Here is a 21,947-nt window from a genome sequence, read left to right on the forward strand (position 1 = left end):
TACTTGGATTAAACCACTTTTATGGCGATTCTATGACATGAGTTGTTGAGATAACCTGCTGGATTCCATGCTGGAATGACCATAGGTTGAGCAATTCCCTTGGCGTCTGTGGCTTTTGCCCAAACCTCATAATAACCCTTTCTTGGAAATTTAACTTCAGTTGACCAATGTTGCCAAGCCAATCGGTTCTTAGGTTTTTGTAAACTCACCTTCTGCCAAGTTGCACCGAAGTCAATCGAAATTTCCATTTGACTTACTTCCAAATCGCCAGCCCAAGCATGTCCTCTTAAACTGAGCGTTTTGCCATCATCAATCATAGCACCTGTTTTGGGATAGGTAATCACCGATTTTACAGGCATAGACTCTATGATTCTGTAATCACTATCTGGTGCTTTTCCACCTGGTTCAATCGGGTACAAAGGCACTCGGTAGTGCGTCCCATCCATTTTTTCACCATCATGTACTTTGTTACGAACAACGATTTTTTCTAGCCATTTTCCAGAAACAGAAGCTGGCCATCCGCCAAGAATCAATCTTAAGGGATACCCGTGCATCAATGGAATTTCTTGTCCATTGACAGCCCAAGCTAGCAAACTTTCATCTTCAAGAGCCTTTTTTATCGGAACACCACGAGAAATCGTAACTTTTTTGGGGTCGCCACTCAAGTGGGTATCTTTTCCGAAATAGCCGATATACACTGCATCATCCTTGATTCCAACTGAATTTAGTACGTCTTTAAGGCGCACGCCTGTCCATTCAGCGCAATTAATAGCACCTTCTGACCATTGATTGCCTGATGCCTGCGGTACAAAACCACTTCTGCCATTACCACCACATTCTAATTGAATTTGATAGGTATACTGTTTAAACTGTTTCTTGAGTTGCTCTAAAGTAAAGGTTTTTTTCGTCTTGGCAGATTCTCCTTCAATCGTTAGCGTCCAAGATTTGATGTCGATATTTTCAGGAGGATTTCCGTTATTTCTCACAAACATTTTGTCGAGAGGCGTCACTTCATCATCTAACAGGTGTGCGGGTGCTTCTACATTCCAAGGACGATCGCTCAAAATGGTCATTTCCTTATTTTTTTTGAGCATTTCAAGTGCGTTATCATCTAGCGAATTTAGAATGACAGGGGAGTAGCCTTTGGGCATATTGTTGGAAAAAACAATTTCAGTCCCAAGTACACTCATAGCACTTGTGCCAATCAGTTTTTTCAAAAAGTTTCTTCTTTTTTGCGTCATGGTTAAATGAGGGCTTTGTTCAATTTTTGTAAATATAAGCAACTTTTAGGAAGAGTTTATGATGAATTATTTGGTTTGTATTTATTCCTATAGGACATATAGAATAAATTTTTCAATTTTAATATCTTTACAAATTTAATTGCTAGAATCTGCTTAGTTATATTTTTGAGATTCCAAGAAGTATACGTCCAAAATTGCTTTAGGGCGAGCAAGGTATTCGCGAAGATAGGTTTTGTAGCCAGAAGGGACATCTTGAGCAGCAAAGGCAACTGCGTCTACTCCGAGATGTTGCGCTAAAAATAAAGCTCTAGCATTGTGCGTGGGTTGTGAGACAATCGTAAATTTCTGCTGATTAAATACCTTCTTACAACGTACTATTGAGTCATAAGTTCTAAAACCTGCAAAATCCAAAATCATTACCTCGTAAGGCACACCAAGTTTAAGGAGTGCTTGACGCATATCAGCGGGTTCATTGTAAAAGATAGAATCATGATTGCCACTCAAGATGAGATATTTTACCTTTCCTTCATGGTATAATCTTGCAGCGGCTTCAATACGATAGCGAAAAAAGAGATTTTCCTTGCCTCGAGTAACATTTTTACTGGTTCCAAGTACTAAGGCAAAATCATTGGATGGAAGATTTTCGATATTATAATAATTATAATTTTCTGTAGAAAAAACGATCCAAATATTACTCATCAAAACTAGAATAATGCCCATGAATCCCAACGCAATAAGACCCTTAACAACCCGTTTGATAAATCGGGTGAAGTTAAGTGGTTCTCGAATCGCTATTTCAAGGGTACTTTTCATATAGCTTTGGTACAACTTTACTTATTCCTCCTGACTTTCCGAAAATACGATCAAACATTTGTATATGAATCATCAATCTGCTTTTTAAAGATATTGCATTCAAATAGATAACGTTGAAATCGAAAGGATATGTTGGTGGAATTATTAAATTTTTTATCGAAAAAGTTTAAGTTTTAGCCTTAATATTTACTTAATTTTGAAAGTATTTCCCTAATATATAAAAAAAAAGTCTGATAACCACACCGTACTGTAGGGTACAATGATGATTTATCAGACTTTTTAGAAATAGTGGAAAAACTAGAATAATCCTAATTGTTCTCCAGTTCCTGAATCAGAATTTTCGGGAAACTCAATTTCTTCTGGTTCAACCAATTTGGCTGCTACTGCTTCTTCGGTTTCTGTTTTGTCTTCCTCTTCATTACTCTCTGGAACAGAAACTTCAACAATTTTTGGCTCTAAAGGTTTTATGCCTTGTACTTTATGAGTACTTAATTTACTTCCTAATGCTTTCCATCCTCTAATTTCTGCCACCTCGTCGATTGCTATTTCTTCATGTTCAAGCTGTGCACCTTTTTCATCTTTTTTGAAGGTTAGTTCGATACGAGGGTAAATATCAACTGATGCAAAATATAGTTTTGAGCCCTTTTCATCCGAAATAAACAAGAATTTCTTATCAACAGTGGTAGTCTCAATTCTAAATCGTTTTACATAGTACAATTTGCTAGCGCCATCGTAGTATACTGCAGAAATAACACTTTCAGGAACAAATTTGGTTAATACTGCAATGTCTTTTGGCTCATAACGATTGGTTAACTCAAAATTAGTTAACTCATATTGTCCGTCATTGTAAACTACAAGAATGTGGTCTTTGGCTTCAAAGTTACCCAAGTACTTACCATGTTCATCACGGTTTAGACGACCAATCGTTGGATCATACCAAATATCCAGACCACCTAAGGTAGAAACTCCAGCAGATTTTTGAACAATTTTTCGAACAGGATACTTTGTCAAAACATTACCCATTGAGTCACGACCTTTGATGAGTAAGTCTTTGAAATCGTATTCAAATTGTTTGACACGTGCTGTGCAAGATGCCGTTAGATTTATTTGAATTACCTCTGCCTCTCCATTATCATTAGCTGTAAAGTACAATACTTTCGATTTTGGATTTCCAGCTGTGAGGTCATAAACTCTGTCGCGGGTTACTGCTGTAATCTTGAAACGTTTGATATAACTTGTCCCTGATTTGGCATCAAAATACACCAAGTTGTAGACTTTGCGATCATCATTCTTTTTAAAGACAGAGCAGTAAATAATATCTTTTCCTACAAATACCTTGTCTTGAATTTTGGTTACTACACAAGAACCATCTTTTCGGAATACGATAATGTCGTCTATGTCTGAGCAATCCATTACATATTCGTCTTTTTTGAGACTGTAGCCAATAAAACCACCTTCACGATCCACATAAAGTTTTTGATTGGCAGCTGCTACAACAGCAGCAGTAATGGTATTGAAGTTTCTAATTTCTGTTTTACGTTCACGCCCTTTACTATATTTTTTCAAGAGCATTTTGTAATAGTCAATTGCGTAACGTACCAAGTTGGCAAGGTTGTCATTTACCTCATTGAGTTCATCTTGCAATTTAATCATCAAGTCATCGGCCTTGAAGGAGTCATATTTAGAAATACGTTTGATACGAATTTCTAATAATCTGAGTAAGTCTTCCTCAACAATTTCGCGATAGAATTGTGGTTTGTAAGGCTCTAATCCTTTATCTACAGTAGCTACTACTTCTTCAAACGTTTCGCAGTTTTCAATATCGCGGTAGATTTTGTTTTCGATAAAGATTTTTTCAAGTGAGCTAAAGAGTAATTTCTCTAATAACTCTCCTCTACGAATTTCGAGTTCTTGTCCGAGTAGCTCTAAGGTTTGGCGTGTACAAACTTTTAGGATTTCACTTACGCCAACAAAGTGTGGTTTATCTGCGATGATAACACAGGCATTGGGCGAAATAGAAACCTCGCAGTCGGTAAAAGCATAAAGAGCGTCGATTGTTACGTCAGGAGAAGTACCTGGCGCCAATTGAACTTGGATTTCTACTTCTTTTGCGGTGTTGTCTATTACTTTTTTTATTTTGATTTTACCCGCATCATTTGCCTTAATGATGGATTCGATCAAACTGGTTGTCGTAGTAGCAAAAGGTATTTCCTTGATAATGAGTGTTTTCTTGTCTAATTCTTCTATTTTGGCACGCACACGGATTTTGCCGCCGCGCATACCATCGTTGTAATTAGAAACATCGATTAAACCACCCGTTAAAAAGTCGGGATAGATTTCTACATTCTTATTTTTGAGAATATCAATAGAGGCCTCTATCAGTTCCACAAAGTTGTGAGGCATGATTTTGGTAGCCAAACCAACAGCAATACCTTCAACCCCTTGAGCTAATAGAAGTGGAAATTTTACAGGTAGGGTAATCGGTTCTCTCTTGCGACCATCATATGATAGTTGCCATTCGGTAGTTTGTGGGTTGAATACTACATCTTGGGCAAATTTTGAAAGACGAACCTCTATATAACGAGCTGCTGCAGCGCTATCTCCTGTTCGAATGTCGCCCCAGTTACCTTGACAGTCAAACAATAAATCCTTCTGACCCATGTTTACCAATGCTTCATTGATGGAAGCATCCCCGTGGGGGTGATACTGCATGGTTTGACCGATTACATTGGCCACTTTGTTGAAGCGACCATCATCCATTTCATTAAGGGCATGTAAGATACGGCGTTGTACAGGCTTAAGACCATCCTCTACTGCTGGTACGGCACGTTCCAAAATTACATACGATGCGTACTCCAGAAACCAGTTTTCGTACAACCCAGCCACTGCCACTTGCTCATGTAATGCCTCTTCGCTTTTCGTGTTCTTGTTTTCGTCGAAATCTTCTGTCTGATTTGTGTTTTCCATTACAGCGTATTCTCAAAATTTTTAAAGTAGACTTAAGACCAAATTTAATACAATTCTAGTTTGACGGCTTTAGCCCTAAGTTTACGTTTGTTGCTTTTTTACAAAACCCCAATTTACGAAAAAATATGGGTAAAAAAATAACTATATGGTCTGTATTTTGAAGAAATGACTAAGAAAACGGGTAATTTGTTGGTTTGGTGAAAATTAAATCTCTAAAAATTGTTCAAGAAGTGTGATTTTGTAAGTTTTGTCATTTTTTTGAACAATTGCATACTGATATTTCCCTTTTGGAAGGTTGCTGGTCACGAACGTAGCATAAAAACCATTGCCATAATATTTCGCTTTGAGTAACAATTCTGATTTTTTTGAATGAGTGTATTCTACTGGAATCAAATAATTATTTTTACCAGTAAATAACATCAAAAAGGTATCAGGATTGTAATTGATATTCAACGCTTCAATAAGGTAAGACTGGAGCGTTGCAGGATGATGAGCGTCCTGTACTATTGTGGTTGTTGGTATTATACGGAGTCGGTATTCATTGTCGGTAACTATATTCACCTGATTGTTTGGTAGAGATTTCAGAACATCCAAGTCTGTATCAGTATATTTACTAATACCTATTTGGTAGGATACAGCAAGCGTCGATGAAATATTGTGATTAAAAACTGGAGATTCCTTCAAGATAAACTGATGGTTTCGATAATTAAATGACTCGGCTCGTTGATTATCAAATTGATATTTTAGCTTTAACGAAGCGGAATACCATGAAAAGAGATTAATGAAAATCGCCAATAAAAGTGAGGAAAAACTAAGTATTTTGACATGTGTTTTGTTAATATTTATAAGAATGGTTAAATAAAGTAAGGAAATAGCCCACAAGGAATTGTGCGCGTATCGATTATCCAAACCAGCTGATATGCCTATCCATCCTCTGCTCAATCCAACCAAAATGGAAGTAATGAATAAATACCCAAAGCATGCTAATAGAAAGATGTTTTGATCGTTAGTTTTCTGATCACTCTTGAACAATTTTATTAGTAAGTATTTACCAAGATATCGTAAGAGTGCACATACAATGATAAGCCCAAGACAAGCGGCTAAAATATTTGAAATGACATAGCGATTGGTAATTTGCCAAGCGATACTTCCCCAAAAAGTTAATAAACACCTGATAAGCATATCAGGATGCCTCAAGCTCTCAGAAAGATTAGAGTTTTGACCATTTTTGTATTGGAAGAAATAAATTCCGATTATGGCAACCACAAAAAAAGACCAAATTTTAAGCTCTTTTTTTCTTTTCATCAAAAATAATACAACCCCTGCGATGATCAACCCAAATAATCCATTTCCGTGGGTAAATGTTAGAATAATTCCAACTGCAATAGACCAGTAAAAAGATGTACGTGAGGGATTTGTAATTAACCAAAATAATAACATTGCCCAAAAAAGATTCCCAACTTGTTGTAAAATGGAAATTGTCCAATAAATATTTTCATGAGCAATCGGTTGAAATAACAAGAATGGGATAGGCAAAAAGTAATAATAGGAAAGTTTTGTTTTGTTAAAAAACGATTGGAAAATACAACAAATACCTAGGTAATATAAAAGGGAAATAAGGTTGTAATATTTCCAATCTATATAACCAAAAAACTTGTAAATTAATAAGGTAAACAAACGTGGAAATATAATTCTGTGCTCATTGTGAAGGTCGAATAACAATGAAATTTGTTCTTTAAAACTACTCGTATTCTGTGAGTCTGTGACATACCTTAGTAAGTGGTAATCATCAGCAAAAAAAAAGTTGTAACAGTATTGTTGAAGTATTACGATAAAGATTGTAAAAAAGAGTAAGGTAATGAGATAGTTATTTGTTCTTAGTAGATTCATAAGGAGAACAATTGTTTAATTAGGGGTGGATTTAGACAGATTGAATTAAATCAATCATTTCAGCAATCATCATTGCAGTTGCCCCCCATACAGTATGCCCTTGAATGTCAAAGTAGGCCGCCTCAACTTCTGTGCCTCTTACATCCAAAATCTTTTTGCCTATGATGGCAGGGTCAAGCAATTCATCAAGCGATACTTCGACTACTTGGTCAACTTCTCGTGGGTCTGGGTAAAACTCTGGTCTCTTTTCCATGTAACCAATCACTGGCTGTACATAGAAATTTGAAGGCGGAATGAATAGTTTAGAAATTTCACCCAATATTTTTACATCCGTAAGACGAACCCCAATTTCCTCTTGGGCTTCTCTCATGGCTGTTCTAATCAGATTTTCATCTTCACGCTCTTTTCTCCCTCCAGGAAAGGCCATTTGTCCTCCATGAACTCCATCGTAAGCTGGTCGTAATATCAAAGGAAGATATATTTTTCCTTCATGTGGGTAGAACAAAATCAATACGGCGCTTTGTCGAGTTTTTTCGTTAGGACCTAACTTAAACTTTAATCTCGAACTTGATGCCATACGAATATGGGCACTTTCACCCGGAAGGGGCAATGTGAAGCGCTGTCTCAAGTTGTCGATAAAGTGATTGAAGTCAGTCATAAATTATCTCAATAGCAATGTCGATTGTTTCGTTATTAAATAGAATGTATAAAATTGATATAAATTAGTAGGAAATAGGCATATATACAAACTTTAGCAATGTCACATGGGTAATATAATATAATTTCCTACTCGTTTAATCTTCGGTTTTTTAAAATGTGAGCCTTGATTTTCTTGCCTTTTGATTGAAAATCAAACGCTTAAAATAGACTCTAACCGTTTAATAAAAAGTTGTAAATTTCCTTCTTTCAAACGATTAGAGTTTTGGTTTTATATTTTTACAAACTGTAATGACTGTTGGGGGCATATCTCGATACAAGTTGCTCGGCACATCTTTCGCCATCCATGGCAGCCGACATAATCCCACCAGCATAACCAGCTCCTTCACCGCAAGGATATAGTCTTTTCACAATAACATGTTCTAAACTTTCTTTATCTCTCGGAATACGGACTGGAGAAGAAGTACGACTTTCGATACCAATGATTTGTCCTTGGTTAGTACCATAGCCTTTCATTTTCTGACCAAACTGCTTGATACCATCCTGAAGAGGTTTTCCAATGTGAGGAAACAACACATCAAGCATATCTGAACTACTCAAGCCCGGTTGATACGAGGTTTCAAGAAGTTCTTTAGATACTTTTTGTTGTAAAAAATCACCCACTAATTGCGCTGGAGCCACTTGTGTGCCATTCATCATTTGGCAAGCTCGTTGTTCTTGCTCTTTTTGTAATTGTAATCCAGCCAAAGCTCCATACTCTTTGTAAGGCTCAATGTCTATGTCGTTTACTGCCACAACCATTCCTGAGTTGGCAAATTTTGAATCTCTTCGAGAAGGAGACATACCATTTACCACAAGTTCACCCGGTGCAGTAGCTGCAGGTACAATAAAACCGCCAGGACACATACAAAAAGAAAATACCCCTCTTTGAACACCTTTAAAATAAGTTTGTGCCACCAAACTGTATGATGCGGCAGGTAAATATTGTCCTCGTTCTTTACGATGATATTGGAGCGAATCGATCAAACTTTGTGGGTGCTCAATACGTACTCCCATAGCAAAAGGCTTTGCCTCAATGTAAATATTTCGTTGCTGGCAAAGTTCGAAAATGTCCCTAGCAGAGTGTCCTGTAGCCAGAATAACTCCAATTCCCTTTATTTCACGACCATCTCCCAAAACAACACCTTTCAGCGTATTTTGTTCGAGAATAAAATCAGTAACCTTCGTTTCGAAATGCACTTCACCTCCTGCATTTTTAATGCTCTCGCGAAGTTCAGCTACAATTTTGGGGAGTTTGTTGGTTCCGATATGTGGGTGCGCATCTACCAAAATTTCCTCAGTGGCACCGTGTGCGACAAAAATTTCAAGAATACGGCGAATATCACCACGCTTTTTACTTCTGGTATAAAGTTTACCATCAGAGTACGTACCCGCACCGCCTTCGCCAAAGCAATAGTTCGATTCTGGATTGACGTAATGCTCTTTGTTGATAGCAGCCAAATCACGACGACGACTTCTGACGTCTTTTCCTCTTTCAATCAAAATGGGTTTAACTCCCAACTCAATCAAACGTAAAGCGGCAAACATCCCTGCGGGTCCAGCGCCAACAATTATAGCTTGGGGAGCGTTAGATACATTAGGGTAGTCCCTTGTAAATTCAATCATGGATGTAGGCGCCTCATTGATGAAAGCTTCCACTTCAACGTTGACTTTAACCTGACGACCTCTTGCATCAATCGAACGCTTAATAGCCCGAACGTGAGCCTCTTCAGTGGTAGAAACCTGAAGAATATTTTTTACCTTGTTAACGAAGTTATCTTGGTCAAATGCAATTTCTGGCTCTAATACCAGAGAAAGTTGTTTTTTCATCTTTGGTAAGGTTTTTATCCTTAAATTTTTTACAAAATAACAAAAAAAGAACGATGTTTCCTTATTCAGTAGGCATTTTTGGTGAGAACTGATGAATTGTGATGTTTTTCAAAAAAAGAAACTAGCTGACCAGAAAATTTCTCTCATTTCATCGTTTTCTTTGAAATATAGAACCTAAATAACCTAGCATATGCTTTCTGATTATTAGAAAAGTTCAAAATAAACCAAATACAGATTATGCTGAGAAAATTGAGAAATAAGCTTCCCATGATGGTACTTTGTTGGATGGGTGTGATGAGTTTTTTTCCCATTCGTTTGGTCAAAATAGCTTTGTTTTTACACCATCTTCCAGCAAAGGAACTATCAATTGGCAACAATTTCCGAACTTTTCCTTGCCATTTTTGAATGTTTATACAGGGCCAAGAGTCGCCAATGATATTCAAGAACCCTTGAAGCATGGCTTTAGTCATTTGGCAAGATATAATCAGTTTGACGCAGATTTACCTGTAAAAAATCGTGCTTTTCTTTGGTATGGTGTAGCAAGTATTGGTGGGCAGCCTTGGTATGAGTTGGAAAGCCCTTGGGAGAATAATCTTGCATCGTATCAGTCGTATTGGAAAGGAAGCATGCAAAATTTTGCCAATGAGTTTAATGATACTAGAGGCCAAGCATTTCCTCAATATGATTTTTTAGTTTTGGATATCGAAAGGGAAAGACCTAACAATAATAGTATTTTGACCTTGAAGCAATCGTCGGGTGTGCCGCAAAATTATAAAAACCTTCCAGATTCGGCGTTTGTTGAGCGTTATAAGCGTGATATTATGAATTTGTATGCGCAACCCATGAGCTATTTATGGGATATTGGTTTTCCCAAAACTACAAAAATTGCTTCCTACAGTGATGCACCTATCAAAAATCAAGAATTTCCTATTGGTTACTCTTGGAAGGCTATTTTGGAAGATCCTAGTCCGCTAAATTACTACATGAAAGATTCACTTACTCAGAAAGTAGGCGGACCATTTTATGCACAAAATACACACTTGACTCCCTCAGCTTATTTGTGTTATGAGTATCGTAATTTTCCCAACTATAGCAATGTTGCCTATCAATTATTTCAAGTGGAGGCTAATCGTGCTCGTAGCAATAAAGATGTTATCTTGTTTGAATGGCTAGGTTATAATCGTTGCCAAAACTCCAATTATGCCTTCGATCAGGCAATTCCCAAGCATTTGGTTGAAGCACAGGCTATTATGCCTTATTTTTCGGGAGCAAAAGGGATTTTTCTTTGGGAAGGTCCAATTGCCAGACAGGATACCATGAACCTGAATAAATACGAATATTTTGTCAATGGTCTCTATCGTTTGTCTCAATACAAAGGTTTTTTTACAGGAGATTATTCCCTTTACATTCCTAAAACAGCTCATCAACATTTCCAAGATTATGATCCTATTTGGCGTGCGGTTATCAAAGGAGACAGTGTTTTAGTAGCTGCCATCAACGAGTTTGCTAATGATAACGCAACGACTAACCTCACTATTCGGATTGGTTCGTGGAGCAAGAGTATTGTCCTAAAGGGAAAAGAAACCTTTTTACAGGCTTTTACGTTGGAAAAGTTTACAGAAAAAATATTAGTTTATCCCAATCCAAGTGCTGGTCCTATCAATCTTGAGTATCAAGGGTCGGGGTCAATTTCAGGAATAGTCCAGTTGTACGATTTAATGGGAAATATAAGATTTGAAGCCAATTGGGCTGACTTGCCCAACGAAAGTTTTGTTGCCAACCGACGTGTTCTAAACCCTAAATTACCAACTGGTGTTTATATTTTGAGGGTGAATAACCAAGGACATTTGATGGAGCAAAAAGTGTTTTTGACGAATAATTAAGTTTTGCTTAGGAATAGTGTTATGCCAACACATTTTGAAGAGAAATATTTATTTTTGCCACCTTAATTTTAAAAATGGTAAAATCTTTTCAAGCACTTAAGTTAGTGGCAACATTAGATTTGAGTTTTAGGCAACAGGCATAACTCAAAGAGTGTGAAAGTTTTTTTAGTAACGATAGATATGTTTTTGCCGAATGCTCATAGCTGAAAGCCCAACTGTTGAATTTTCTTTTGCTTACTAACTTACATATACAATACAACCATTTTTATATCAAATATTATTATGAATCGATTAGTTAAAGAAACTTCTCCTTACTTATTACAACATGCTCACAACCCTGTGGATTGGTTTCCTTGGGGGAAAGAGGCATTAGAGAAGGCAAAGGAAGAAAATAAGCCAATTTTGGTCAGTATTGGCTATTCAGCCTGTCACTGGTGCCATGTGATGGAACGTGAAAGTTTTGAAAATGAGGAACTTGCGGCCATAATGAATGAGCACTTTGTTAGTATCAAAGTTGATAGAGAGGAGCGTCCCGATGTAGACGCCATATACATGGATGCTGTGCAGGCGATGGGTATTCAGGGTGGTTGGCCACTCAACGTATTTTTGATGCCCGATGGAAAACCTTTCTATGGTGGAACATATTTTCCGCCTATGAATTGGAAAAAACTTCTTTATGCCGTAAGTGAAGGATTTCAAAATCATTTGCCTGATTTGCAAAAATCTGCGGAAGGATTTACAGAAAATATGTCTTTCTTGGAGTCAGTAAAATACGGTTTGCAGTCGGATGAAATTGGTTTTAATATTGACGATTTAGAGGCGATGTACCAAAAACTTTCAGGTACTTTCGATCCTCAGTGGGGCGGATTCGAACGTGCTCCTAAGTTTCCTATGCCTTCGGTTTGGTTATTTCTTTTGAGATATATTCAAGCAGGTGGTGAGAAAAAAGAGGAGGCTTTAGCGCATTTACGTTTGACCTTGAGTAAAATTGCCAAAGGTGGTATTTATGACCAACTAGGGGGAGGTTTTGCTCGCTATTCGGTTGATGGAGAATGGTTTTGTCCTCACTTCGAAAAAATGCTTTATGATAATGGACAACTTTTGAGTTTATATTCTGAAGCTTATTCCTTGACAGAATTGCCTCTTTACCAGCAGGTTGTATTTGAAACAATAGATTGGTTAGAACGTGAAATGTTAAGCCCTGAGGGTGGATTTTATTCGGCACAAGATGCTGATTCAGAAGGAGTAGAAGGAAAATATTATGTGTGGACTCATGCTGAAATACACCAGATTTTAGGGGAAAAGGCAGATAAGTTTTGCCGTGCATATCAGGTGAGTATGGAGGGTAACTGGGAGCATGGGGTTAATATCCTTTGGAAAAACCATACATTCCTGAATTCTGATTTTGCTGATGAAATTGCTCTTTTGATGGCACATAGAAATCAGCGAATTAAGCCAGGACTCGACGATAAAATGTTGTGTTCTTGGAATGGCTTAGCCCTCAAAGGTTTGGTAGATGCCTATAAAGTTTTCGGCGAAGAAAAGTTCTTAGATTTAGCCTTGAAAAATGCGTCATTTATTGAAAAACATTTGTTGAATGACAATCAGTTGTGGCATTCGTACAAAAACGGAGAGGCTAAAATTCAAGGATTTTTAGAAGATTACGCTGCTGTAATAGACGGATTTACAAGTTTATATCAAGTTTGTTTTGAGGAAAAATGGTTACATCTAGCCGAAAAGCTTTCACTTTATGTATATCTTAATTTTTGGGATGAGGAGGATGAATTATTTTTCTTTACTGATAAAAATGCAGAGGCTTTGATTGTTCGTAAGAAGGAAATATTTGACAATGTCATTCCTAGTTCGAACTCTATGATGGCTAGGAATTTTTATACACTTGGTTTGATTTTAGATAGAGAAGATTTTACAGATTTATCTAAATTGATGGTGGGTAAAATGAAAGAAATGCTTACCAAAAATGCTGATTATTTGACAAACTGGGCTTGTTTAGCATCACAACTGGTGAACCCAACTGTAGAAATCGCTATTGTTGGAGAGAGTTATTTGGATTTTCGAGCTAAAATAGATCAAAAGTATTTTCCCAATAAAGTCCTGTCAGCTACCAAAGATAAGAGTGAGCTTCCACTACTCGAACACCGTACGGCTTTTAATGGACAAACCAATATTTATGTTTGTTTCAACAAAGCTTGTCGACGACCTGTTCAAACAGTCGAGGAGGCTTGGGAACAGATTTTGTAATCCAAAGATGGTCAGCCAAAGGTTGACCATTTTTATTTTACGGCTTTTATTCCTTAAATTGGAGAAATTCAAAAACCTATTGTACTATGAAAAACCTATTTCTTAGAACTCTTATTTTTCTACTATACTTTTCTAGTCAATCGTTTTCCCAATTGAGTCGTAAGCAAGGAAGCGCCCAATTGGGTATCAGACCTATGGCTAGTTTGGTCTCCTTGGGACTACCGCAAAGTATTCCTGTTTCGGATGGTTTTTCTTCGAGTGCTCTTAGTAATATTCCCAAACCATTTTTCCCGCTACCTATCAATTTTACGGTCAATAAAAATGGTGGAACTGAGGCATTTGGCTTGGTTGGTACTTTTGGTCTTGGACTTAATTATCAAAAATTATTTCGAAACAATCGACTTTTTAGACTTGAAGTCGGTGCTCATTATACCAAGTCTCCCCATAGCTATGCGCTTGATGATAATATCAAGTTTTTTATCAAGGGAAAAGAGGCTAGTTCTTGGGTAAACACCATCAGCAATACAGGATTTTGGGGAAGTTTGATGTATTCCTCTATTTCCAAAGGAAGGAGAGGTTTTGGCGAGTTACGGAATTACCTTGAACTCGGTGTTCAATCCATGAATTTTCAGTCAAAATCTATGCAAGACTCTGACACATGGATTTATGATGGGAGAGGATTTACTTTACAAAATACTGTTACAAAACCCAATAGCTATTTGTTTTTTGTAGAAATCGGAAAAACCTATTGGCGACCCGCTGACGATGGTCGAGCATTGAATTTTGGGATACGATTTGGCATTCCATATCAGGCAATTTCTGAAACAAAATTTGTGGGATATGCTCAAAATCAACCTGTTGCAGGACAAACACTTCGAGAAAACACAGGCATAATTTCTCTCCAAATGAGTTATGAATTACCTGTGGTTCAATTACAAAAAGCAAGAAAGCCTATTGCGAAATCTCTATGTGAAATACAACGTAAAGTAGTAATCAAGAAGCGCTTCCAGATTTCTCAAACTACCATTTTATTATCTCTTTATGACCACGAAAATGAAGATGGAGATATTGTATCGGTCTGTTGGAATGGAAAATATTTGATTGAAAACTACACTTTGACCAAAAAACCAAAAGTGCTTGAATTACCTATGAGTCCTGTTGGGCAAAATATCCTAACGGTTTATTCGGTCAATACCGGAACTGAGGGTGCCAACACAACCGCAATTTCGTTTGAGAACGGAAGCAAAAAGGAGCAAATATTACTTTATGCCGATAAAAAATACTCAGAGGCGATAGAGTTTATCAGAAAGTAATATTACTCAAGTAATCATGTGAAATTTTATTGAAGTTTTTTATTTTAGGGACAAGGCAACAGGCACAAGGCAAAGAGTGTTATAATGTTTTAGTAACGATAAATATATTTTTGCCGAATGCCCACGGCTGAAGGCCGAAAGCCTACTGCATGCTTTATTTAATTCTATTTGGATTTTCATTGATAAAAGCAGCCCAGCCTTTTTTTGTACCCTTATTAGTTGACATAATATTATTGCCATGGAAATGATGACATACTGCGATACCCAAGGCATCAGTAGCATCAAACATTTCAGGTTCTAATTTCATTTTCAACAAATGGTCAAGCATACTTGCGACTTGTTCTTTAGACGCATTTCCGTTGCCAGTAACTGATTGTTTGACCGTTTTGGGAGAATATTCTACAATCGGAATTTGTCTAGAAAGAGCAGCAGCCATCACAACGCCCTGCGCACGACCAAGTTTGAGCATAGATTGTACGTTTTTTCCAAAAAATGGCGCCTCAATGGCCATTTCGTCTGGCGAAAACTCCTCAATAATACCTATGATTCTTTCAAAGATTTTTTTCAATTTCAACTCTTGTGTGGCATATTTGCTCACATTGATTACACCGTATTGCAAAACTGAGATATTTCCACGTTGCACCAATATAACCCCATATCCCATAAATCGGGTGCCGGGGTCAACTCCTAAAATGATTTTCTCAACCGACTCTGCCATGTAAAGTGTAACTTTGTTTCAAAATTGATTCTATACAAAGGTAATCAATAAATTTTATAGAATTTGAAAGAAGCTTTGAGTAAATATTTTGGTCAAAAACTCATTTTTGTAGTTCGAATCCTGCTCTTTAGTTTGGTGATATATATGCTTTTTCATACAATCAAGAACCAACCCCAAGGAATAGAAGGACTTATGGCTACGTTTTTGAGTTCATGGCGAGGCACTTCTTCTTATTTTTGGATATCCCTGTTGGTACTTATGGTGCTGAATTGGACTTTAGAATCATTGAAATGGAGAACCCTTTTAGAGCACATTGAGCCTATTTCAATAGCTCAGGCTTTTAAATCCGTCTTGACAGGACTGGCGCTAGGTATGCTGTTGCCTAGCGGAACGGGTGATGTGGCTGGACGAATTATTGAGCTGAAAAAGAAAACCGAAGGAATAGGGGCAGGTATTGTGAGTGGTATTATTCAAACCATTGTTACTTTAAGTTTTGGTTACGTCGGCTTGGTTTTTATAGTACAAAAATTTTGCTTGAAAAATACCCTTGAGAGCTATTTGGTGTTTGTTATGCCAACGCTTGGTTTGGTAGCATCATTACTATTTTGGTACTCGAAAAAGTTAAAATTGATTCAACATAAAAGAATTCAACAGGTTTTGACTGCGATATTTAGCTTGTCAAAAAAACAGTGGGTGCGCCTGTTTGCTATTGGCATGATACGCCATTTAGTTTTTATCTCGCAGTTTGCTTTGTTGTTTAACTGGGCAGGTGTCAAATTACCATTCACAGATACTTTGGCCGTGATTAACAGCGTTTTCTTGGCAAAAACCATCATTCCAGCTTTAAATTTTGTCAGTGATTTGGGAGTGCGAGAACTTTCTGCTATTTATTTTATGAGACATTACGCTGTCGATGTCAATCAGGTGATTACAGCTACTTTTAGTCTTTGGCTCTTAAATATTGGCATACCTGTACTTATTGGCAGTATTTGGATACTTTTTACTCGAAAAAATGCTCATTAGTCTATTACTTTTTTTGGTGGCGACTTACGCCGTATTTACCTTTACATTGGCAGGAGTGTGGCTTAAAAAAGTCACTTTTGGCAAACGTTTTATGCGTAAAGTGCCTAAAGATACCACCATTTCGGTGCTAGTTGCTGCACGAAATGAAGCCTTGAACCTTCCTTATCTACTGAGAGATTTGGCAAAACAACGTTATCCAAAAGCACTTTTGGAAGTCATCATTATCAATGATCACTCAACAGATGATACGGTTTTTCAGATTGAAAACTTACGTGAAGAATTAGATTTTCCAATTCATATTATTCATTTGGAAGATTTTGACCTTAGAGGTAAAAAGAATGCTATAAAAATTGGGGTTCAACAAGCGCAAGGCGAACTGATAGTATGTACAGATGCCGATTGTCGAGTGGGGGAGTTTTGGGTATTGGGAATGCAACAGTTATACAAAGGCCAAAATGCCAAGCTTATCAGTGGTGGAGTTACGTTTATACCTGATGGTCGTTTATGGACGATTTTACAAAGTATTGAGTTTGCCAGTTTGGTTGGTTCTGGTGCTTGCGCCATGATGATTGGTAAGCCCAATATGTGCAATGGCGCCAATATTGCCTATCCCAAGGCTGTGTTTGAAGAGGTGAACGGGTTCGAAGGAAATGAACATATTGCCTCGGGTGATGATGAGTTTTTAATGCACAAGATTGCAGAGAAATATCCAAATCAAATTGTTTTTGCTCATTATCAACCCAATATTGTTTACACCCAAGCTCAAGGAAATCTTCGTTCTTTTGTCCAACAACGCAAACGATGGGCAAGCAAATGGAATCACTATAAGGATTGGAAAATTACTTTTCTGGCAATCGCTATTTTTAGTCTTAATTTTGGCATGCTTTTGAGTCCATTATTATGGCTAATAAACGATTTGACAACCACTCAATTTATGGTACTTTGGCTGGTTCGTTGTCTATCAGAATACTTTTTTTTAGTACCTATATTGTCTTTTTTCAAGAAGGGTTCCTACATTAAATATATTCCTTTTGTTCAGATTTTATATCCATTTTATGTTGTGTTTTTTGGTATTTCTGCTTGGAAAAAAGGATATGTTTGGAAAGGAAGAAAACACTTTTAATTTGAAGATTTGAGAATTTGTTGATTTGAAGATGGTTAAAAGGTTTTATCTTTTTTGTTTGAGAATGAAGTAATTGTGCAAAACAAGACTTAACCAATTGTGAATAAAAAATAGTGATAATAAAAAATACATTCACAATTCACAACTCAAAATTCATCACTAACCTAATTGTCATATGTTTTTACATAAAAGCAACTTTCTTTTTCGTGCTATTTATCCAGAAATGACTTGGCGAATTTCTAAGTCTAATCTTGGAGAAAGCAAGGTGATTTATTTGACTTTTGATGATGGGCCAATCCCTGAAGTGACTGAATTTGTGTTGGATACGTTAAAGCAGTTTGAGGCGAAAGCTAGCTTTTTTGCATTGGTGACAATATCTTCAAGCATCCAGAAATCATGAATCAGGTAATTGCGGACGGGCATTTGATTGGCAATCATACCTTTAATCATTTGAGAGGATGGAAAACGGAAAATGAACTGTATCATGAGAATTTCTTGAAATGCGAAACGTGGATTAATCAGCACCAAGGAGCAATCAGAGGACAAAAACCAAAGTTTCGCCCACCGCATGGAAGAATCAAAAAGGCACAAGCCAAGAACATATTGACATCACATGAGATCGTAATGTGGGATGTGCTGACAGGAGATTTTTCTCAAAATCTTAGTCCTGAAACCGTTTTGCAGAAAAGTATTCAGTACACAGAATCTGGTTCAATCGTTGTTTTTCATGACAGTATTAAAGCCAATCGAAATATGAGTTATGCTTTGCCAAGGTATTTAGCGCATTTTAAGGAAAAAGGATTCGAATTTAGAAGTTTGGTGTAAGGTGTTGAAATTTAATTGGTTGAGTAAATGGAAGTAGACAAGAATACATTAAGTAATGATGAAAAACCTTTGGTAACCATCTGGATTGCGGCTCGAAACGAAGAGGGAAATATTATTGAATGTCTTGAGTCAATTCATAAGACAAATTTCCCTAAAAATCAATTGCAAGTCTTAATTGGCGATGACCAATCCTCCGATCAAACTGCAAGTTTAGTTTCAGATTATATTCAAGATAAACCTTATTTTGAACTGATTTCTGTTCAGAAAACGATTAACGCGCAAAGAGGAAAGGCGAATGTGCTGGCAAATCTGTATGAGTATTCAAAAGGAAAATATTTTTTGATCACCGATGCCGATGTCAAGGTAAATCCTGATTGGATAGAGGGAATGATAGCAGGTTTTGAAACCAATCCAAAGTTGGGGCATCAGGTTGGAGTAACTGCGGTTAGAGGCAAATCACTTTGGCACCAATATCAATCCATCGACTGGCTACATGCGCTTACTTTATTGCGAACAGCTGCACTAATTAATCTACCATTGACTGGTTTAGGGAATAATTCAGGTATGACTCGTGTGGCTTATGAAGCTACGGGAGGCTATGCCAAAATCCCTTTCTCGATTACTGAAGATTTTGCATTATTTCATGAAGTGGTAAAGCAAGGATATAGTTTTAAAAACTCTATTAATCAACAAGTTTTTGCCGAAACTTTGCCAATGACTAACCTTAAGGAATTTTTACATCAACGAAAACGTTGGATGGTAGGGGCTTTGCAATGTCCTTGGTGGATTGTATTTTTGCTGTATTGTCAAGCGCTATTTTTGCCAATTCTTGTGGCGATTTCCTGTGTTTTTTCTTGGAAAATTGCACTCGGAATCTGGCTAACCAAATGGCTCGGACAAACTATAACGGTTTTGCCAACCATTCTAAAACTCAAACAGATTCATTTAATAAGGCATTTATTGAGCTACGAATTATATGCCAATTGGTGGCAAATTACAATGGTGATATTTTACGCAATCCCAATTAAAATAGACTGGAAAGGAAGAATTTACTCCTGAAAATGGAGATAACCATTAACATTTATAACAATGAGTATTATAGAAACCCACGCACACATTTACGATGAAGGATTCAATGAGGATATGGAACAAATGTTGTCGCGTGCCTTTGAAGCTGGCGTAGAACAAATCTGGATGCCTAACTGTAACCATGAAACCATTGACAGTATGATGGCTTTGGCAAAGGAGTATCCTGATAAATGTTTGCCTATGATTGGCTTACATCCGTGTTATGTGAAGGAAGATTTTGAGAAAGAAATACAAATCATCGAAGATTATTTGGCTAAAGAAAAATTCATTGCCATTGGTGAAATAGGTTTGGATTTATATTGGGATAAAACCTTTTTTGCACAACAACAGGAAGCATTTCTACAGCAATGTGTCTTGGCAAAAAAGCATAATCTTTGGATAGATATACATTCAAGGAATGCGTTTTGGGAAACAGTAGAATTGATTGAAAAAAATGGAGATCCTAATTTAAAAGGTATTTTTCATTGCTTTACTGGCACTTTAGAAGAAGCTCAAAAAGCTGTTGAATTAGGATTTTTGTTGGGTATTGGTGGTGTGGCAACTTTCAAAAATGGAGGTTTGGACCAAGTGATTCCGCATATTTCGATTGATAAATTAGTTTTGGAAACAGATGCGCCATATTTGGCACCAGTTCCATACAGAGGAAAACGAAATGAGCCTTCGTATTTGCCATTAGTCGCCCAAAAGATTGCAGATTGGCATCAGTGCGACGTTACTGTAGTGTTGGAAAAAACCACACAAAACGCCAAAGCTTTATTAGGCTAAGGATTCAAGTTGCATAGAATTTTCGTAACCAAACGGAAATATTGACTTACTCAGGTTCAAGTTCACACTTGAACCTTTTTTTTGACAATTGCTGCAGTTTCAAAAAAATACTGAAGCAAAATGTAAATCTTTTTTTCTCCGACAATTCCCTAATTTACCGTAAAATAGTCTAGATCATTTTGGCGACCTCGGGAAAATCTCCTTCAAAACCTGTTCTAGCCTCATTTTTTCGCTTTTTGTCAGATACCTCAACAATAGCTTGATTCTTTGTTTGCGTTTTGATTGCTGGTGTAATTCAGTACTTTTGCGCCACAATTCATCCCCCAAACTAAATATGTACAAAACAATTAAGATTAAAACTAAATCCTCGGGTAATTCGAGGGTGCTGGTGATTTATACAGGTGGAACGCTGGGTATGGCCTACGACCACCATTCTGATAGCCTAGTACCTTTTGATTTTGCCCAAATTCCCGACAACCTTCCCGAAATGGCACGTTTAGATTTTGACATCACCGTGCTAACCTTCGAAAATCTGCTGGATTCTTCCAACATCAAGCCAGCTTTATGGATTCGACTTGCTGATATTATTGGTGAAAAATATCAGGATTATGATTCGTTTGTCATTATTCATGGTACGGATACTATGGCTTATACGGCTTCTGCTTTGAGTTATTTATTAGAAAACCTCAATAAACCTGTAATTTTGACTGGTGCGCAATTGCCTATTGGTGTAGCCCGTACAGATGCCAAAGAAAATTTTATTACGGCTCTTGAAATTGCGGCAGCCAAACAAAACGGTCGACCTATTATTTCAGAAGTTTGTATTTATTTCAACTCACTTTTGTTGAGAGGAAATCGCGCGCGTAAGCATGAGAGTGTTCAGTTCAATGCCTTTGAATCTGAGAATTATCCTCCACTCGCCGAAGCAGGTGTGCGAATAGAATACAATTACCCCTTTATTGGTCATTTTAAGCAGAATGTCCAATTGAAAGTCAATACCCAACTAGACGAGAATGTCGTGATATTGAAGCTTTTCCCAGGGATTTCTGAAAAAGTGGTTAAAAGTATTCTTGGAATTGAAGGTTTGCGTGGTGTCATTATGGAGACTTACGGTTCTGGAAATGCCCCAACCGAACAATGGTTTTTAGATTTGATTCAGCAGAGTATCGACAAAGGAATTGTCATTTATAATGTGTCACAATGCAATGGCGGACGAGTGATTCAAGGACGATACGAGACAAGTCATTTCCTACAGGAAGTTGGGGTAGTTAGCGGGGCAGACCTAACTACAGAAGCAGCAGTAACTAAGATGATGTATGCATTAGGAAAGACCGATAAATTAGACGAAATAAAGACCATTTTGAAGAAACCATTGGCAGGTGAAATGTCATAAGTCATTAACTTAACGCGTAATCGGAGTTTTTTTAGCAGAATATTTTGTTAAAGAAACTCCGATTTTTATTTTTATAAAAGTAAGTGAGTGTAATTTTTGACAATATTCTTCGTTGAAAG

Annotated in this window: 15 protein-coding genes and 1 pseudogene; 9 read left to right on the forward strand and 7 right to left on the reverse strand. The window is 37.1% G+C overall.

What is annotated here, in order from left to right; translation table 11 throughout:
- Positions 1-8 precede the first annotated feature (8 nt).
- The 6 genes from BWI92_RS12630 to BWI92_RS12655 all read right to left on the reverse strand — a co-directional run bounded on the left by BWI92_RS12630 (position 9) and on the right by BWI92_RS12655 (position 9,437).
- Positions 9-1,241 (reverse strand): sulfite oxidase, encoded by a 1,233-nt coding sequence (locus BWI92_RS12630; protein ID WP_095163624.1) that lies wholly within the window; start codon positions 1,239-1,241, stop codon positions 9-11.
- A gap of 153 nt (positions 1,242-1,394) precedes the next feature.
- Entirely contained in the window at positions 1,395-2,054 is a 660-nt protein-coding gene (locus BWI92_RS12635) for a vancomycin high temperature exclusion protein (RefSeq protein ID WP_176464411.1), read from the reverse strand.
- 297 nt (positions 2,055-2,351) lie between these two features.
- A complete protein-coding gene (locus BWI92_RS12640) occupies positions 2,352-5,021 on the reverse strand; it encodes a DNA gyrase/topoisomerase IV subunit A (RefSeq protein WP_095163625.1) in 2,670 nt (889 codons plus the stop codon).
- A 204-nt stretch (positions 5,022-5,225) separates the two neighbouring features.
- Positions 5,226-6,461, reverse strand: coding sequence for a hypothetical protein (locus BWI92_RS12645; RefSeq protein WP_141234769.1), 1,236 nt, complete (start codon positions 6,459-6,461; stop codon positions 5,226-5,228).
- 481 nt (positions 6,462-6,942) lie between these two features.
- The gene (locus BWI92_RS12650) at positions 6,943-7,569 is read right to left on the reverse strand and encodes a CoA pyrophosphatase (RefSeq protein ID WP_095163627.1); all 627 of its coding nucleotides are present in this window, start codon (positions 7,567-7,569) and stop codon (positions 6,943-6,945) included.
- A 278-nt stretch (positions 7,570-7,847) separates the two neighbouring features.
- Positions 7,848-9,437 carry an NAD(P)/FAD-dependent oxidoreductase gene (locus BWI92_RS12655; protein WP_095163628.1) on the reverse strand — a complete coding sequence of 530 codons (1,590 nt, stop codon included), beginning with the start codon at positions 9,435-9,437 and terminating at the stop codon, positions 7,848-7,850.
- 278 nt (positions 9,438-9,715) lie between these two features.
- Here BWI92_RS12655 and BWI92_RS12660 point away from each other — a divergent pair, with 278 nt between their 5' ends.
- The 3 genes from BWI92_RS12660 (at position 9,716) to BWI92_RS12670 (ending at position 14,892) form a co-directional block, all read left to right on the forward strand.
- Positions 9,716-11,320, forward strand: coding sequence for a T9SS type A sorting domain-containing protein (locus tag BWI92_RS12660; protein ID WP_095163629.1), 1,605 nt, complete (start codon positions 9,716-9,718; stop codon positions 11,318-11,320).
- Positions 11,321-11,602: 282 nt separating this feature from the next.
- Positions 11,603-13,579: a thioredoxin domain-containing protein gene (locus BWI92_RS12665; protein WP_229363008.1), complete on the forward strand. Its 1,977-nt coding sequence runs from the start codon at positions 11,603-11,605 to the stop codon at positions 13,577-13,579.
- An 86-nt stretch (positions 13,580-13,665) separates the two neighbouring features.
- Positions 13,666-14,892, forward strand: a complete 1,227-nt coding sequence (locus BWI92_RS12670) for a hypothetical protein (RefSeq protein ID WP_095163631.1) — start codon at positions 13,666-13,668, stop codon at positions 14,890-14,892.
- A 154-nt stretch (positions 14,893-15,046) separates the two neighbouring features.
- On the opposite strand, the gene ruvC is transcribed toward BWI92_RS12670, so the two are convergent.
- Positions 15,047-15,610 (reverse strand): crossover junction endodeoxyribonuclease RuvC, encoded by a 564-nt coding sequence (gene ruvC, locus BWI92_RS12675; RefSeq protein WP_095163632.1) that lies wholly within the window; start codon positions 15,608-15,610, stop codon positions 15,047-15,049.
- A gap of 144 nt (positions 15,611-15,754) precedes the next feature.
- On the opposite strand from ruvC, the gene BWI92_RS12680 reads away from it, so the two are divergent.
- The 6 genes and pseudogenes from BWI92_RS12680 (at position 15,755) to BWI92_RS12705 (ending at position 21,828) form a co-directional block, all read left to right on the forward strand.
- Entirely contained in the window at positions 15,755-16,633 is an 879-nt protein-coding gene (locus BWI92_RS12680; protein ID WP_141234771.1) for a lysylphosphatidylglycerol synthase transmembrane domain-containing protein, read from the forward strand.
- A complete protein-coding gene (locus BWI92_RS12685) occupies positions 16,572-17,756 on the forward strand; it encodes a glycosyltransferase (RefSeq protein WP_141234772.1) in 1,185 nt (394 codons plus the stop codon). Before BWI92_RS12680 ends, BWI92_RS12685 begins: the two co-directional genes overlap by 62 nt.
- A 223-nt stretch (positions 17,757-17,979) precedes the next feature.
- Positions 17,980-18,581, forward strand: a pseudogene (locus BWI92_RS12690) (polysaccharide deacetylase family protein).
- Between the two features lie 27 nt (positions 18,582-18,608).
- Positions 18,609-19,640 carry a glycosyltransferase gene (locus BWI92_RS12695; protein WP_095163635.1) on the forward strand — a complete coding sequence of 344 codons (1,032 nt, stop codon included), beginning with the start codon at positions 18,609-18,611 and terminating at the stop codon, positions 19,638-19,640.
- A gap of 36 nt (positions 19,641-19,676) precedes the next feature.
- Entirely contained in the window at positions 19,677-20,435 is a 759-nt protein-coding gene (locus BWI92_RS12700; protein ID WP_095163756.1) for a TatD family hydrolase, read from the forward strand.
- 334 nt (positions 20,436-20,769) lie between these two features.
- Complete coding sequence (locus BWI92_RS12705; RefSeq protein WP_095163636.1) at positions 20,770-21,828, forward strand: asparaginase; 1,059 nt, start codon at positions 20,770-20,772, stop codon at positions 21,826-21,828.
- The last annotated feature ends 119 nt before the right edge of the window (positions 21,829-21,947 follow it).

Origin of the sequence: Flectobacillus sp. BAB-3569 (assembly GCF_002270355.1) — a bacterium.
Lineage (GTDB): Bacteria > Bacteroidota > Bacteroidia > Cytophagales > Spirosomataceae > Flectobacillus > Flectobacillus roseus.

Bases quoted from the DNA above. Each gene is read 5' to 3' on its own strand.
- BWI92_RS12665 (WP_229363008.1), top strand. From the start codon at position 11,603: ATGAATCGATTAGTTAAAGAAACTTCTCCTTACTTATTACAACATGCT.
- BWI92_RS12650 (WP_095163627.1), bottom strand. From the start codon at position 7,569: ATGACTGACTTCAATCACTTTATCGACAACTTGAGACAGCGCTTCACA.
- BWI92_RS12680 (WP_141234771.1), top strand. From the start codon at position 15,755: ATGCTTTTTCATACAATCAAGAACCAACCCCAAGGAATAGAAGGACTT.
- BWI92_RS12655 (WP_095163628.1), bottom strand. From the start codon at position 9,437: ATGAAAAAACAACTTTCTCTGGTATTAGAGCCAGAAATTGCATTTGAC.
- BWI92_RS12640 (WP_095163625.1), bottom strand. From the start codon at position 5,021: ATGGAAAACACAAATCAGACAGAAGATTTCGACGAAAACAAGAACACG.
- BWI92_RS12630 (WP_095163624.1), bottom strand. From the start codon at position 1,241: ATGACGCAAAAAAGAAGAAACTTTTTGAAAAAACTGATTGGCACAAGT.
- BWI92_RS12645 (WP_141234769.1), bottom strand. From the start codon at position 6,461: ATGTTATTATTTTGGTTAATTACAAATCCCTCACGTACATCTTTTTAC.
- BWI92_RS12635 (WP_176464411.1), bottom strand. From the start codon at position 2,054: ATGAAAAGTACCCTTGAAATAGCGATTCGAGAACCACTTAACTTCACC.
- ruvC (WP_095163632.1), bottom strand. From the start codon at position 15,610: ATGGCAGAGTCGGTTGAGAAAATCATTTTAGGAGTTGACCCCGGCACC.
- BWI92_RS12670 (WP_095163631.1), top strand. From the start codon at position 13,666: ATGAAAAACCTATTTCTTAGAACTCTTATTTTTCTACTATACTTTTCT.
- BWI92_RS12695 (WP_095163635.1), top strand. From the start codon at position 18,609: ATGGAAGTAGACAAGAATACATTAAGTAATGATGAAAAACCTTTGGTA.
- BWI92_RS12705 (WP_095163636.1), top strand. From the start codon at position 20,770: ATGTACAAAACAATTAAGATTAAAACTAAATCCTCGGGTAATTCGAGG.